The sequence below is a fragment of the Pseudomonas viciae genome (genome assembly GCF_004786035.1).
Taxonomy (GTDB): domain Bacteria; phylum Pseudomonadota; class Gammaproteobacteria; order Pseudomonadales; family Pseudomonadaceae; genus Aquipseudomonas; species Aquipseudomonas viciae.
This window is the reverse complement of record NZ_CP035088.1, coordinates 6,519,940-6,534,100: the sequence shown is the minus strand read 5'-3', so window position 1 is coordinate 6,534,100 and position 14,161 is coordinate 6,519,940. Positions and strand designations below refer to the sequence as shown.

General features: G+C 61.6%; 13 protein-coding genes. 4 read left to right on the top strand and 9 right to left on the bottom strand.

The annotated features are described in order from the left end of the window. Positions 1–86 precede the first annotated feature (86 nt). Both EPZ47_RS29250 and EPZ47_RS29245 read right to left on the bottom strand, forming a co-directional pair. Positions 87–521: a DcrB-related protein gene (locus EPZ47_RS29250; RefSeq protein ID WP_135847820.1), complete on the bottom strand. Its 435-nt coding sequence runs from the start codon at positions 519–521 to the stop codon at positions 87–89. A gap of 18 nt (positions 522–539) precedes the next feature. Further along, on the bottom strand, positions 540–2,471 hold the full coding sequence (locus EPZ47_RS29245) for a type VI secretion system Vgr family protein (protein WP_135847819.1): 1,932 nt from the start codon (positions 2,469–2,471) through the stop codon (positions 540–542). Positions 2,472–2,719: 248 nt separating this feature from the next. Here EPZ47_RS29245 and EPZ47_RS29240 point away from each other — a divergent pair, with 248 nt between their 5' ends. From EPZ47_RS29240 to EPZ47_RS29225, 4 genes are read left to right on the top strand one after another with little or no spacing between them, the layout of a single operon-like run. Continuing rightward, positions 2,720–3,154 (top strand): DUF1795 domain-containing protein, encoded by a 435-nt coding sequence (locus EPZ47_RS29240; RefSeq protein WP_135847818.1) that lies wholly within the window; start codon positions 2,720–2,722, stop codon positions 3,152–3,154. A gap of 54 nt (positions 3,155–3,208) precedes the next feature. Next, positions 3,209–4,420, top strand: a complete 1,212-nt coding sequence (locus EPZ47_RS30645) for a PAAR domain-containing protein (RefSeq protein ID WP_135848084.1) — start codon at positions 3,209–3,211, stop codon at positions 4,418–4,420. A gap of 19 nt (positions 4,421–4,439) precedes the next feature. After that, entirely contained in the window at positions 4,440–4,745 is a 306-nt protein-coding gene (locus EPZ47_RS29230; protein WP_238346694.1) for a hypothetical protein, read from the top strand. Beyond that, positions 4,742–5,005, top strand: coding sequence for a hypothetical protein (locus EPZ47_RS29225; protein ID WP_135847816.1), 264 nt, complete (start codon positions 4,742–4,744; stop codon positions 5,003–5,005). Before EPZ47_RS29230 ends, EPZ47_RS29225 begins: the two co-directional genes overlap by 4 nt. Before the next feature lie 77 nt (positions 5,006–5,082). Here EPZ47_RS29225 and EPZ47_RS29220 read toward each other — a convergent pair whose 3' ends face one another. The 7 genes from EPZ47_RS29220 to EPZ47_RS29190 all read right to left on the bottom strand — a co-directional run bounded on the left by EPZ47_RS29220 (position 5,083) and on the right by EPZ47_RS29190 (position 14,127). Beyond that, positions 5,083–7,023, bottom strand: a complete 1,941-nt coding sequence (locus EPZ47_RS29220) for a type VI secretion system Vgr family protein (RefSeq protein WP_135847815.1) — start codon at positions 7,021–7,023, stop codon at positions 5,083–5,085. A 171-nt stretch (positions 7,024–7,194) separates the two neighbouring features. Continuing rightward, a complete protein-coding gene (tssH, locus tag EPZ47_RS29215) occupies positions 7,195–9,873 on the bottom strand; it encodes a type VI secretion system ATPase TssH (protein WP_135847814.1) in 2,679 nt (892 codons plus the stop codon). Beyond that, a complete protein-coding gene (tssG, locus tag EPZ47_RS29210; RefSeq protein ID WP_135847813.1) occupies positions 9,866–10,915 on the bottom strand; it encodes a type VI secretion system baseplate subunit TssG in 1,050 nt (349 codons plus the stop codon). Before tssG ends, tssH begins: the two co-directional genes overlap by 8 nt. Continuing rightward, the gene (gene tssF, locus EPZ47_RS29205) at positions 10,879–12,738 is read right to left on the bottom strand and encodes a type VI secretion system baseplate subunit TssF (RefSeq protein WP_135847812.1); all 1,860 of its coding nucleotides are present in this window, start codon (positions 12,736–12,738) and stop codon (positions 10,879–10,881) included. Before tssF ends, tssG begins: the two co-directional genes overlap by 37 nt. Continuing rightward, positions 12,735–13,247: a type VI secretion system baseplate subunit TssE gene (tssE, locus tag EPZ47_RS29200; RefSeq protein WP_135847811.1), complete on the bottom strand. Its 513-nt coding sequence runs from the start codon at positions 13,245–13,247 to the stop codon at positions 12,735–12,737. Before tssE ends, tssF begins: the two co-directional genes overlap by 4 nt. Continuing rightward, the gene (locus EPZ47_RS29195) at positions 13,241–13,678 is read right to left on the bottom strand and encodes a hypothetical protein (protein ID WP_135847810.1); all 438 of its coding nucleotides are present in this window, start codon (positions 13,676–13,678) and stop codon (positions 13,241–13,243) included. The genes tssE and EPZ47_RS29195 overlap by 7 nt, the downstream gene beginning before the upstream one ends. Next, positions 13,678–14,127 (bottom strand): type VI secretion system amidase effector protein Tae4, encoded by a 450-nt coding sequence (locus EPZ47_RS29190; RefSeq protein WP_135847809.1) that lies wholly within the window; start codon positions 14,125–14,127, stop codon positions 13,678–13,680. Before EPZ47_RS29190 ends, EPZ47_RS29195 begins: the two co-directional genes overlap by 1 nt. Positions 14,128–14,161: the final 34 nt, after the last annotated feature.

Genomic DNA, 14,161 nt, shown 5'->3' with positions numbered 1-14,161 from the left:
CGTTTGATGAGTTTCAGTTTCTTTGATGCAAGCTGACCCGCCGCTTTCGCGAGCAAGCCCGCTCCCACACAGGTGTGCGGTGGCTGTCAGGCCGGAGCGTCGAACACCAGGGAACCCTTGATCGTCGCCCAATGCGCCGCTTCGGCATCGCCCAGTTTCTCGGCTTTCACGTAGCTCAGGGCAAGCATTTTGCGGGTGCCGGGCAGCACCAGGGCCAGCTGAAACTGGAAGACCTTTTCATTGCCCTTGTTGAACTGGCTGCGCAGTTCGATGGCTTCGACTTCCTGATTGGCGCCCACGCGCACGGTGGCACCCGGTTGGCAGCGCAGGTCCTGGACTTGTTTCTCCAGGCGCTTGAGCTGGTCGTCGAGGTTGCTTTGCAGGGTTTCGCCCTCGGCCAGCAAGCTGCGACTGACGATCAAGGACGTGCCCAGCTCGGGGAACTTGAGGATGTTGATCGTGGCGTCCAGCAATTCGCTGGGTGGCAGCTGGAACTGGAATTCATTGAGGCGGTAAGTCATGGCGCATAAATCTCGAAGTTAGCCCTTGGGGAACGCGGCGCTGATGTTGGCATCGATGCTGCCTTTGACGCCCTGGCCGTCCGGTGTGGCGCCGGGGCCGCCGCCGTTGTTCAGGTGCAGCACGCCGCCGGTGTTGAACTCGGCGTCGCCGCTGGCGTAGAAGCTGATTTGTACGCCGGTCAGGTTGATCTGGCCGCTGGCGTTGAGCTCCAGGATGCTTTCACCGCACACCAGGCGCAGGTTCTCGCCCACTTCGATGACGTAGCTCTGGCTGATGCTGTCGGTCTTGCGCTGGCCTACCGACAGGATGTCCTCCTGCTTGACGATGCGCAGGCGGTTGTTGCCAATGGTCACCGTCTCATTGTGGCCGATGCTCTTGTTGCGGTCGTGGCCCACCGAGTGGCTTTCATCCACCTCGACCACGATGTCCTGGTTGCGCTCGGCATGGATGTACAACTGCTCGGCGCCTTTTTTGTCTTCCATGCGGATTTCGTTGAAGTTCGCCGGCGTGCCGCCCTTGCTCGAACGGCTTTTCATGCCGCTCTGGGTGGCGTTTGCCGGCAAGTCATAGGGCACGGTCTGTTCGGCGTTGTAGACGCGACCGGTGATGATGGGCCGGTCCGGGTCACCTTCGAGAAAGCTGACGATCACTTCCTGGCCAATGCGTGGGATCTGCATCGAGCCCCAGTTTTTCCCGGCCCAGGATTGCGACACGCGAATCCAGCATGAGCTGTTTTCGTTGGACTGGTCGTGCCGGTCCCAATAGAAATGCACCTTCACCCGGCCAAACTGGTCGGTCCAGATTTCCTCGCCTTTGGGGCCGACCACCAATGCAGTTTGCGGGCCTTTGACGATAGGCCGGTGGGTGGTCGCCAGGGGGCGATAGCTTTGCTGGGCGTCGATGCAGGTCAGGCTGCTTTCGAACTGGGCCGACGGTGCGCCGCCGCTGGTTTCACCGCTTTCCTGGGAAATGTAATAGCGGGCGCCGACGATCAGGTATTCGCGGTTCTGGTCCTGGCGGCTGAAGCCGGTGAGGCTGAACAGATGACCTGAGCCCAGGCCCCGGGCGTTACCCGATAACTCGACCTGTTCGTGCAACGTCTGCAAGGCTTCGATGCGAGTTCGAGCGTAGTGTTCGCCGTCCTGGCTCTGCACGTAGGTGCCGGGGTAGTCATACAGCGGGTAGTCACCGGCGGTGTGCGGGCGGGGCATGGCCGAGCGTACGTCGATGCGTGCGCTGGGGCGCTGGAAGTCGTAGTCATTGAGCTCCAGCGAACCGGGCTGGACTTCCTGGGCCAGGTGCCAGTCGTGAATGTGGTCACGCTCGCGCTGCTGTTCGTTCTTCGGGTAGTAAGGCACCGATCCATAGCCCGGAGCCGTGGTGTGGGCGCCATAGGCGTCGGCCAGCACCAGCACATGCCGGCCCTGCTCATGGCGGAAGAAGTAGTAGATCCCTTCCTGTTCCATCAGGCGGCTGACGAAGTCGAAGCTGGTTTCGCGATACTGCACGCAGTATTCCCACTCGCGATAGGCGTGGCTCAAGGCGTCTTCGAAATCGGAAAACCCCAGGTCGCGGAACACCTGCTTGATGATCTGCGGGATGGTCAGGTTCTGGAAGATCCGGCAATCGGAAGTACGGGTCAGTAGCCAGAACCACGGACGCAACGTCGCCTGGTAGCTGGCGAACTGGCCCTGGTCGATGTTCTGGCTGCAACGGGCGACGATGCCATGGAAGTAGCGCTCGCCACCGCCATCGAGTTGCAGGCTCACGCACATCGGCTTGCCGAGCAACTGGTTGAGGTCGATGGCGTTGTCCAGCGAATGCAGCTGCAACTCGTAGTTGAACAGCCGCCCAAGTTCTTCGCCGCCGCCCATGTCCTTGAGCAACAGGACCTCGGGCCCAAGGGGGCTGGTGATCTTGGCCAGGCGTGAGGCTTGGTTGAATAACATCGGTTGTCCTTATCGCTGCCGCAGTCCATTTGACGCTGCGCAAGATTGCCGGTTTTTGACGTTGAAGATCAAGCGATCGCGCCCTTTGACCGCTCGTGCACAGGCATGAAATCGCCAGAGTAGTGACGTTGATCGCATAATGTAGTTCGTTACTTGGGGCAGAGGAACCCGGTTCTTGATTGTTCCCAGGCATTACTTGAATATTCGCTCCTTCGTGCGTCACCTCACGTCCATGGAAAGCGATTACTGTGACCTCTTACCGCATTCAAGAAGCCGATCTCGAAATCCCCGATACCTGGCAGGATCAGAGCATCAATATTTTCAAGCTGCCGGCAGTCGGTCCTGCTAAAGAAGCCAGTTTCGTGATCAGCCGCGATGCGACTCAAGGCGACGCTCCCTTTGCCGAGTACGTGGACCGCCAACTCAAAAGCGCGGAGCAGCAACTGCCGGGCTTCAAGCTGGTTCAGCGCTGGGACACCGTGCTGCAAGGGCACACCACCACGTTGCTGGATTACACCTGGCAACGCGAGGGGCGTGAACTGATGCTGCGCCAGGTGTTCATCGAGCGTAAGCCCGCTGTGCTGATCACTACCTTGACCACTACACCGAATGATTTCGCTTATCACGAGCCTGCCTGGAAGCTGGCGATGCATTCGTTCAAGCCACAGCCTCCGATTGTCTGAGCATCGATACGTCCCTCTGAGCAGTCATACACATCAGTAAGGTAGATGCGCGCGATGGATGCACAGGCAGCAGCACGTCTGGGTGACGAAATAGCCCACGGGTTCGGGTTGGCCGCGATGGTCGCCGGTGCCGTGGCCGGTGCCTTGATCGGCGCTGCGGTCGTTGCCGCGACAGTCGCCACCGGTGGCGTGGCGCTGGCCATCATGGCGGGCTCGATTGCCGCTGGCGGCTTGTCGATGTTCCAGATCGTCAAGGGGCTCTCCACCATCTTCAACCTGCCCGAGCCCACCACGGGGGCGTTGATAATGGGCAGCTTCAACGTCTACATCAACGACCGCAATGCCATGAGGGCGGGCGAAGACACTGCGTCTTCCTGCACCGGGCTGCCAATGAATCACCCGATATGGCCCTTTCCGGTGCTGATCGCCGAAGGCAGCGCCACGGTATTCATCAATGGCAAACCGGCCGCGCGCCTGCACAGCAAGATGGTCTGCGGTGCGCACATCAAGAGCGGCAGCCCCAATACGTTTATCGGTGGGCCGACGGTGTCGGTGGCGTTTGTCCTGGATCTCGAAGGCTGGATGCACACTGGGTTGGAAGTGTTGGGGTTGTTGGCGGCGGGCGGAGCCTTGTTGCTTGCGGCTTTTGCCGGCGCCGCCGCTTTCTTCGGCGCTTTGGCTGTCGGTGGTGCGCTGTATGCCGGCATGGAACTGCTGGGCGATTTGGGCGATCGTCTCGGCCCCGGTTATCGGGACTTGTTTCAGGGCGTGGCAGGGATGGCCCTGCTCGGTGCCGGGCCGAAGCTGGCACGTAAGCCCATGACGGCGGCCGAGCGGACGATCTTGGCTCGTCAGCGACAAGAACAGATGCTCAAGGACAATCGAGGGTTCAACATTAGCCCGACGGCGTGGGACGCATACCCGACGATTGGCCGGGCCGGTACTTTTGTTTCTGATAAGAAAGGCATCACCGACGTTATCGGGAACATTTCGGGTCGTTCCAAGATGACCATCAGTGGTAAAAAAGCTGCGGAACTGGAACGCGCCTTTGGTTTGGAAAAAGATGCGCTTAAAGGTGGATTCAAGATCAGGCAGGTCGATGATGTCGCAGGGCGCATGCCCAGAAGTCCGATGGAAGGGAATCAATATTTCCTGGGGCCAGGCAAACATTTGCCAGGAGGCGCTCCAGAAATGGTTGTCGAATCGATTCCTACCAAGGATGCGGACGGTATTACCACTTTAACCGAGGTATTTGTCAGTGATTAATGATGGGCTGAAGGCGTACGTGGAAAAAGCGGACGGCGACGTGATTCGTGTTCAAGTCATCGATAACGCGTTGGATTCGTCCCTGCGCGCGATCGGGTTTTCCAATGCGGCAGAGAAAGATGTCTACGTTTTGCAGGTCGCGGACAACAAGCAGAAGGCTGGGGTATTCGATGAGCTCCGTTCATTGGGCGTGGCCTTTTCGGCGGGCAAGGAATGGTGCCCCTCCGAAGTTTTCGAATATCTTCGTGACGAGCAACTGCTGAGCGGCAAGTATTTGCGAGTCGCGTGGACGCAGCCCGGTCAATACCGGCTTACAAACGAGTGAAATTTCAAGATGCCTTGGTCCACCGCGACCATAGGTTCTGCGTGGGGACCGAACAGGACTCGGGTCGATGCTACGTCTCCATACCGGTTAGCAACGGCATGGTCGATTATGAGGAATACTATGCAATCGACCGGGCAACCTTTGAGCTGTTCAGGCGTGACCCGGATGCCGCGCTGCCGTTTGTGGCCCGTTGCAGAAGGCGCGAGCTGGACGAGCTGTTGATTGTCCCGCCGGGAGCGAATCGCGGTACGGCCATCTGATTGTCGAAAGGTCTGGTAACGATGAACCCGTGGCGAGGGAGCAAGCTCCTTCGCCACGGATGTTCCGGCCGTGAGCCTCAGCGTTTGGCTTTTGCCGGGAATAACGCTTTTACCGCCGCATCAATCACACCCTTGATGCCCTTGCCCTTGGCATCCACTTCGCTGGCGCCTCCAGAGTTGAGGTCCAAACGGCCGCCGGTGTCGATGTTGCCATTGCCGCTGGCGTAGATGTTGAACGCGGTGCCCGAGATGTTGATCTCGCCACTGGCATTGAACTCCAGCACGCTTTTGCCACAGACCAGTCGAATCTGCGAACCCGCCTCCACGAGGTATTGGGTACTGATGCTGTCGCTCTTGGTTCCGCCGACGAGCAGAGTATCGTTGCGCTGCACGGCGCGCAGGCGGTCTTCGCCAATCCGTACGATTTCGTTGCGGTCGATATTCTTGCGACGATCGCGGCCAACCCAGTGACTTTCATCCACTTCCACGGCGATGTCCTGGTTGCGCTCGGCGTGGATGTACAGCTGTTCGGCGCCTTTTTTATCTTCCATGCGGATTTCGTTGAAATTCGCTGGCGTACCGCCCTTGCTGGAGCGGCTTTTGGTGCCGCTTTGAGTGGCATTGGCAGGTAATGCATACGGTACGGTCTGTTCCGCGTTATAGACACGACCGGTGACGATAGGCCTATCGGGATCCCCCTCAAGGAAGCTGACGATCACCTCCTGGCCAATGCGTGGGATCTGCATCGAGCCCCAGTTTTTGCCGGCCCAAGCCTGCGACACGCGAATCCAGCACGAGCTGTTTTCGTTGGACTGGTCGTGCCTGTCCCAATAGAAATGCACCTTCACCCGGCCAAACTGGTCGGTCCAGATTTCCTCGCCTTTCGGGCCGACCACCAACGCGGTCTGCGGACCTTTGACGATAGGCCGGTGGGTGGTCGCCAGGGGGCGATAGCTTTGCTGGGCGTCGATGCAGGTCAGGCTGCTTTCGAACTGGGCCGACGGCGCGCCACCGCTGGTTTCGCCGCTTTCCTGGGAAATGTAATAGCGGGCGCCGACGATCAGGTATTCGCGGTTCTGGTCCTGGCGGCTGAAGCCGGTGAGGCTGAACAAATGCCCCGAACCCAGGCCTCGGGCGTTGCCGGCCAGTTCCACTTGTTCGTGCAGGGTCTGCAAGGCTTCGATGCGAGTGCGGGCGTAGTGTTCGCCGTCCTGGCTCTGCACGTAGGTGCCGGGGTAGTCATACAGCGGGTAGTCGCCGGCGGTGTGCGGGCGGGGCATGGCCGAGCGTACGTCGATGCGTGCGCTGGGGCGCTGGAAGTCGTAGTCGTTGAGCTCCAGCGAACCGGGCTGGACTTCCTGGGCCAGGTGCCAGTCGTGAATGTGGTCACGTTCGCGCTGTTGTTCATTCTTGGGGTAGTAGGGTACTGACCCGTAGCCCGGAGCCGTGGTGTGGGCGCCATAGGCGTCGGCCAGCACCAGCACATGCCGGCCCTGCTCATGGCGGAAGAAGTAATAGATGCCTTCCTGTTCCATCAAGCGGCTGACGAAATCGAAACTGGTCTCGCGATACTGCACGCAGTATTCCCACTCGCGATAAGGTCGGCTCAAGGCGTCTTCGAAATCGGAAAAGCCCAGGTCGCGGAACACCTGCTTGATGATCTGCGGGATGGTCAGGTTCTGGAAAATCCGGCAATCGGAGGTGCGGGTCAGCAGCCACAGCCACGGACGCAACGTCGCCTGGTAGCTGGCGAACTGGCCCTGGTCGACGTTCTGGCTGCAACGGGCGACGATGCCATGGAAGTAGCGCTCGCCACCGCCATCGAGTTGCAGGCTCACGCACATCGGCTTGCCGAGCAACTGGTTGAGGTCGATGGCGTTGTCCAGCGAGTGCAGCTGCAACTCGTAGTTGAACAGCCGCCCCAGCTCTTCACCGCCGCCCATGTCCTTGAGCAACAGGACCTCGGGCCCAAGGGGGCTGGTGATCTTGGCCAGGCGCGAGGCTTGGTTGAATAACATCGGTTATCCCATAAACGTTGTGGTGGTCTCGCCACTTTCTTTCTGTAGGAACCGGATCGAATGTGGGAGCGGGCTTGCTCGCGAATGCGGTGTGTCAGTCGCCATCAACGTCGCTGACAAATTGCATTCGCGAGCAAGCCCGCTCCCACATGATTGGCCGTGTTGCTCAGATCAAGCCGCGTCGCTGAAATCGTACTGCAATTCGTTATCCACGGCGCTGATCCGCACCCCGGCCAGTGCCTTGCCTTCGAGCATGCGGGTCAGGAACTCGCGGCTCATGTCCGGCAGCAGGCTGTTGGTCAGGATGGTGTCGATCATGCGGCCGCCGCTTTCGGTTTCGGTGCAACGCGAGACGATCAGGTCGATCACCGCGTCGTCGTAGTCGAACGCCACTTTGTGGGTGCTCTCCACGCGCTTCTTGATGCGGTTGAGTTGCAGGCGGGTGATGGCCTTGAGCATCTCGTCGCTGAGCGGATAGTACGGGATCGTCACCAGACGGCCGAGCAGGGCCGGCGGGAAAATTTCCAGCAGCGGCTGGCGCAGGGCCTTGGCGATTTCTTCTGGCTCGGGCACGTTCTGCGGGTCTTTGCAGACCTGGGCAATCAGCTCGGTGCCGGCGTTGGTGGTCAGCAGGATCAAGGTGTTCTTGAAGTCGATCACCCGACCTTCGCCGTCCTCCATCACGCCTTTGTCGAACACCTGGAAGAAGATTTCATGCACGTCCGGGTGGGCTTTTTCCACCTCGTCCAGCAGCACCACGCTGTACGGTTTGCGCCGCACGGCCTCGGTCAACACGCCGCCTTCGCCATAGCCAATGTAGCCCGGTGGCGCGCCCTTGAGGGTGGACACTGTGTGGGCTTCCTGGAACTCGCTCATGTTGATGGTGATGACGTTCTGCTCGCCGCCGTACATGGCTTCGGCCAGGGCCAGGGCGGTTTCGGTCTTGCCCACGCCGGAGGTGCCGGCGAGCATGAACACGCCAATCGGCTTGCTTGGGTTGTCGAGGCCGGCGCGGGAGGTCTGGATGCGCTTGGCGATCATCTGCAGGGCGTGGTCCTGGCCGATGATGCGTTTTTTCAGGTGCTGGTCGAGGTTGAGCACGGTTTCCAGTTCGTTGCGAGCCATGCGGCCCACCGGGATGCCGGTCCAGTCGGCGACCACCGAGGCCACGGCCTGGTAGTCCACGGTCGGCAGGATCAGCGGGGTTTCGCCTTGCAGGGCGGTCAGGCGCTGTTGCAGGTCCACCAGCTTCTCGCGCAGTTCGTGGCTGGTCTCGCTGCCATCCTCGCTGTCCACCACGCCGACGCGCTCGCGCAGGGTGGCGCGGGTGGCGAGCAGTTCGTCCACCAGGGTTTTCTCTTCGGCCCAGCGGCCTTCCAGCTCGGCCAGGCGTTCGCGCTCGGCGCTCAGCAGGTTCTCGCTCTGGGTCTGGCGGCTGCCGATGGCGATGCCGATGGCGTGCTCGCGGGCGATGATTTGCAGCTCGGTTTCCAGCGCTTCGATGCGCCGACGGCTGTCGTCCACTTCGGCCGGCACGGCGTGCAGGCTGATGGCGACACGGGCGCAGGCGGTGTCCAGCAGGCTGACGGATTTGTCCGGCAACTGGCGCGCGGGGATGTAGCGATGGGACAACTTGACCGAGGCTTCCAGGGCTTCGTCGAGGATCTGCACCTGGTGGTGTTTTTCCATAGTCGAGGCCACGCCGCGCATCATCAGCAGCGCCTTGTCTTCTGACGGTTCGGCCACTTGCACCACTTGGAAACGACGGGTCAGGGCCGGGTCTTTTTCGATGTGCTTCTTGTACTCGGCCCAGGTGGTAGCAGCCACGGTGCGCAAGGTGCCGCGGGCCAGGGCTGGTTTGAGCAGGTTGGCCGCGTCACCGGTGCCGGCGGCGCCACCGGCACCCACCAGGGTGTGGGCTTCGTCGATGAACAGGATGATCGGTTTGGGCGAGGCCTGGACGTCTTCGATGACCTGGCGCAGGCGCTGTTCGAACTCGCCTTTCATGCTCGCGCCGGCCTGCAACAGGCCAACGTCGAGGCTGCGCAGTTCCACATCCTTGAGGGCCGGCGGTACGTCACCGGCGACGATGCGCAGGGCAAAGCCTTCGACCACGGCGGTTTTACCCACCCCGGCTTCACCGGTGAGGATCGGGTTGTTCTGCCGACGGCGCATGAGGATGTCCACCAGTTGGCGGATCTCCTCATCACGGCCGACGATCGGGTCGAGCTTGCCGCTGCGGGCTTGTTCGGTGAGGTCGACGGTGAAGCGCTTGAGGGCTTCCTGCTTGCCCATGGCGCTGGGGGCCATGGCGCCGCTGGCTTCGCCGGGCACGGCACCGGCGTTGAAACCGTCGCTGGCGGTCAGGGCGTTTTCCGGCGAGTCGCCGACGTATTCGTCAAAGCGCTCGCTCAGGGCTTCGACCTTGACCTTGTCGAACTCCGACGACAGGCCCAGCAACGCATGGCGCAGGCTTGGGGTCTTGAGAATGCCCAGCACCAGGTAACCGGTGCGCACCTGGCTTTCGCCGAACATCAGGCTGCCGTAGACCCAGCCGCGTTCCACGGCTTCTTCCACGTGGGACGACAAATCGGTGATGGACGTCGAACCCCGTGGCAAACGGTCCAGCGCTTCGGTCAGATCGCGCGCCAGGCGCGCCGGCTCGATATTGAACTGGCGGATGATGCGGTGCAGGTCCGAGTCCTGCAGTTGCAGCAACTGGTGAAACCAGTGGGCCAGTTCCACGTAAGGGTTACCGCGCAACTTGCAGAATACGGTGGCGGCTTCGATGGCTTTGTAGGCCACGCTGTTGAGTTTGCCGAACAACGCGGCGCGACTGATTTCACCCATGCTCATGGCTCCTTGAGGTCTGTGAGGTGTTGGCCTGTTCGGCGTAATGCCGGGCCAGTATTAAATCGTTGGCATCTGTTTCGGGACGTCCCAGCCAGGTGTTGAACCCCAGGCGGAAACGACCGTTGAGTTGTAGCGCCGGGACTTCGGGCTGCTCCAGAACCAGGTTCAGGTCCCAGTCCAGTTCATGGCCCAGGTATTCGGCGACCCAGGCCACCAGCTCGTTGAACGGTTGGCTGCCGGGCAGCATGCCCATGTAGTCAACGAGCTTGAGCGGCCCCAGGCGAATGCGGAATTTGTGCTGGCGATCCCACACGTAGCGGCCCAGGCAGAAGTCCACACCCAGTTGGGCGTTGACACCGACGCGGCTGCGTTCCGGCAGCTCCAGCCATTGACCGACGTATTCTTCGATCTCCACCGGCAGGCCGAAGTACTCGCTGAGAATGGCCTTCAAGCCGTCCGGGTAGCGGGTTTGTGCCGCCAAGTGGCCGCTGTAGTGCAGCTTCGCCGTGTCGGGGATCAGCCCTTGCTTGAGCAGGCTCGGCATGCCCCGGCCGCTGAGGGCGGCCAGGCGCGCGGACCAGTAGTCATCGTCCGGACGGTCATGGCTGATCGTTGGCCGCGCTTCGGCCCAGGCCCGGTAAAACAGGCTGAGCAGGCGATGATGGAACACATCGAGGAAGCGCTTGCTGGTGCTGTCGGCGTTGTTGCGCTGGCGTTCGCGTACGTATTCGGTGATGTGCAGCGGCATCGGGCCGTTGGGGCCACCGAGGCCGAAGAAGAACTGCTCCAGGCGTGCCGGCGCGCCGTCGATGCCCGGTTGCACCGAAGCCAGGGTCGCCGGGGCAAAGGTGCATTCGGCCTGTTGTCCTAGGCGCAGCGGGTCATCGGCCAGGCGCAAGGAATGGCCCAGGCGCGGCAGCTCGGGGGATTCGCACTCGATGCGCCGCAACGCCTGGAAGAAGTCGTATTCCCAGGGTTCCTGGTGCATCGCCTCCAGGGTACTCACAGGGTCGGACGACGTCCGGGCTTGGCTTTCCATCGCATGATCTCGCCGCGTTCGGTGGTACGGATCACCGTCTCGGTAAAACTGTTGATCGACACGTAGCGTGCCAGGAAGCGCTCGAACACGGCGCCGAGCAGGAACACCCCGGTGCCGCGAAACGCGTTTTCATCAAATTCCAGGGTGATCTCCAGGCCACGACCAAACACGATCGGGCCGGGCATCGGCAAGCGGCGGGTGCAGGCTTTGCTGCTGACTTCGCGCAGGCCTTCGATTTGCAATTGCAACGCCGCGTCGTTGCTGTCGCCGTACAGGCGCAGCAGTTCCCGCAGGGCAGCGGCGCCCTGGCCTTGCTCGCTGAGGGACAAATAGTTCAGCGACAGCTGGCTGATCAGTCGCCAGGCCTTGGCGTCGTGGGCATGGCTGGCCCTTGGACGACTCGGGCCGGCGACACAGCGCACCGCGCCGACTGGCGCACTGTCGGCCAGGGTGAAGTCGGTCTTGCCGCTGCCCACGCTCATGAACAGCGGCAGGTCGCGGTTGGTGCACAACGCCGTCACGCCCAGTTGGCGCAAGTCGTGGCGATAGGGTGCTTGCTGGCTGTCCACCAGGCTGACGAAGGTTTCGCTGCCGATGTAGGTCGAGCGCGGGCCGTTGCGACGCTGGTCGCTGGACAACACGCGCGGCTCACGGCGTACGGTGTAGTAGGCCTGATCGCGCCCGTAGCGGGACGGATCGCGCACGGCGTAGAACGGCAGGAACGGCTGTTCCGGCCCGGTGCCATGGCCGGTGAGGCCGGTCAGCGAATGCACTTCGAAGTCCATCGGCCGGGTGCGGTCGGCGATCACGTGGTGTTCGTTGACCCGCTCCGACAGGTGGATGCGATCCAGGCGCTTGGGGAACAGGTTGATCGCCGGAGTGCAGAACGGCAGGAACTGCGAAGCACCGACGCTGCCTTCCAGGCTTGGGTCATGACGGTCGAACAGCACGATCAGCTCCAGCTCCTGGCCGTCGCAGCGCTTGACCGCCCGGCTCAGTTGAGTGAAGTCGACAAACAGGAAACGGTGGGGCAGGGCGAAGTATTCCTGCAACAGGCGGTAGCCCTGGAAGGCCCGCGGCACTACAGGCAGCGCGGCGTCGGCATCATCGAAGCCACGTGAGCGCAGCGCGTCTTGCGGCAGGCGTTCCACCCAATTACCGCCAGGCTTGCGGGCGAACACTGCGCAGGCGTTGCCCAGCAGTTGTTCGTAGAGGCGGAACGGCTGCTCGTCGGCGCCGCTGAGGTACAGCGGCAGGTTGTCCAGGGTCAGGCTGTTGAACGGCAGCTCGGCGCCGGTACGCAGTGTGATGCGCAGTCCGGCCTTGGCCTTCGGTTCGCTGGCGGCCAGGCGCCCGAGCACGGCGGACGGGTTGCCGAAGTACTCGGCGTGACTGACCTGCAGCGGCCACAACGTCACCGCGTGGGCGGTGCGATACTCGCAGCAGGTCTGGGTTTCGCGCCCCAGGGCCGCGCGCAGGACCGTGTCCCGAGGCAACGGGAAGCCGCTGCTCAGCGAGCCTTCATCGGGATCGGCCTGCATCTGCACCACGGTCATCGACGGTGTCGGCGCCAGGTAATGCGGGTAGGCGATTTCCAGCAGGTTGTGGGTGAAGGTCGGGTATTCGGCATCCAGCTTGAGTTGCACCCGCGCCGTCAGGTAGGCGAAGCCTTCGAGCAAACGCTCGACGTATGGGTCGGCGCAGTCCATCCCGGACAACGTCAGCCGACTGGCGATCTTCGGGTATTCCTTGGCGAACTCCGCCGCGCTTTCGCGCACGTGGTGCAGTTCCTGGTTGTACAGCTCCAGCAGGCGCGGGTTCATGGGCGCCTCCGCTGGTCGGCGTTAACCACCCGCACATGCCCGGACTCCAGGTCCAGGTCGGTTTGCAGCATCAGGCGCAGCGGCACGGGCTGGGCCCACAGATCGCCTTCGATCTCGAAACTCAACGCATTGTGGTTCATCTCGGCCGTCGCCCGGGCTCGCACCCGCAAAGTGTGGCGCAGGATGCGCGGTTCGAAGGTGGCAATGGCCTGGTGGATCAAGGTTTCCAGGGCCGAGACATCGACGTTCGACGCGCTGTTACCGGCCAGTGCCGGCAGCCCGAAATTCACCACCGAGGTGCCCGCCGGGGTATGCAGCGTGGCATCGGCGCTGAGCAATGAGGTGGTATTGAGCAACCACGCCAAGTCACGCAGCACCGAGGCTTTCAATTGGGTCAGGGAGAGCACGCGCTTGTCGGCGCTTTCCTTGGGATTGGTCGGGTCGTCGTCGGTCAACCGGTCCAGCAGGGACGGTTGCAGGCGATCGCGGGTGGCGATTTCGGTTACCACCGAAAGAGCGCCGTATACATTTTTTGATCCCATTGGCCAGGACCGCAGGAGGCGAACTGGCTCACATCCGAGACCTCCAATGTTTTCTTGACCAGGCGTACTGCTTGAATTTTGGTCAAGCAATCGCGGCTGGGAGCGGGCATGTGTTCGCTGCGTTCGACCAAGAAAATCGGCACTTGGTTGAACGTCTCCACACGCAGTTGCTTGTCCGGACCCAGGCTGAACTGGCAAGGCCATTCCATATCGAGCGTCAGGTGGCTCTGGTCAGGTTTAACGAGGGTACAGCGACCTTGAACGTCGATCAGGCTCACCGGATGTCCGACGAAAACTGCTTGAGTTGGGGCTGGCGGAGCGACTGTTTCCTGCCCGGCGCACGCGCTTAGACTGACGAGGCTTGCCGCCAGCGCCGAAAGAAACAAAGGGCTGCGCATCACGAAAGCTCCCAGAACCAGATGGCCTTGGATCTTGAGAACAGATCACCGCTCTTGGTCAGGCCACGGTTCCACAGGTCGATGTGATCGCCAGTAGGTCGGCCGGCAGTGTCGCTATTCTGTTGGTAGCAGTCTTTGAAGAAGATGATTCCGGTCTTGCCCATCAGTGTTGTGCGGTCTGCCACGCTGGTGGTGTAGACCTTCGGCGCGCCGAGGCGGTTCTTCTTCCATAGCCAGTTGGCCAATGATTCCGCGCCACGGGCATGTCCATGGGCGCATTTGGGATCCAGCGTATAAGTCGAAGAGTTGACCGGTAAGGTCTTTTCTCCGCACAAGGCGATGCTCATACGAATAGCGCACTGGTTGATATAGGGACCGTCGCACGCCGGACTGGCGGAGGGGTAGGGCGGATAGCTGTTCCACAAATTGACAAACGAAGGCTTGGCCATGACTCAGATACCACGTGGGAAAGAATTGGATTCG

Coding starts and splice junctions, on each gene's coding strand:
- EPZ47_RS29195 (WP_135847810.1), bottom strand. CDS start 13,678: ATGCGCAGCCCTTTGTTTCTTTCGGCGCTGGCGGCAAGCCTCGTCAGT.
- EPZ47_RS30645 (WP_135848084.1), top strand. CDS start 3,209: ATGGATGCACAGGCAGCAGCACGTCTGGGTGACGAAATAGCCCACGGG.
- EPZ47_RS29190 (WP_135847809.1), bottom strand. CDS start 14,127: ATGGCCAAGCCTTCGTTTGTCAATTTGTGGAACAGCTATCCGCCCTAC.
- tssF (WP_135847812.1), bottom strand. CDS start 12,738: ATGAACCCGCGCCTGCTGGAGCTGTACAACCAGGAACTGCACCACGTG.
- EPZ47_RS29245 (WP_135847819.1), bottom strand. CDS start 2,471: ATGTTATTCAACCAAGCCTCACGCCTGGCCAAGATCACCAGCCCCCTT.
- tssH (WP_135847814.1), bottom strand. CDS start 9,873: ATGGGTGAAATCAGTCGCGCCGCGTTGTTCGGCAAACTCAACAGCGTG.
- EPZ47_RS29220 (WP_135847815.1), bottom strand. CDS start 7,023: ATGTTATTCAACCAAGCCTCGCGCCTGGCCAAGATCACCAGCCCCCTT.
- EPZ47_RS29250 (WP_135847820.1), bottom strand. CDS start 521: ATGACTTACCGCCTCAATGAATTCCAGTTCCAGCTGCCACCCAGCGAA.
- tssG (WP_135847813.1), bottom strand. CDS start 10,915: ATGGAAAGCCAAGCCCGGACGTCGTCCGACCCTGTGAGTACCCTGGAG.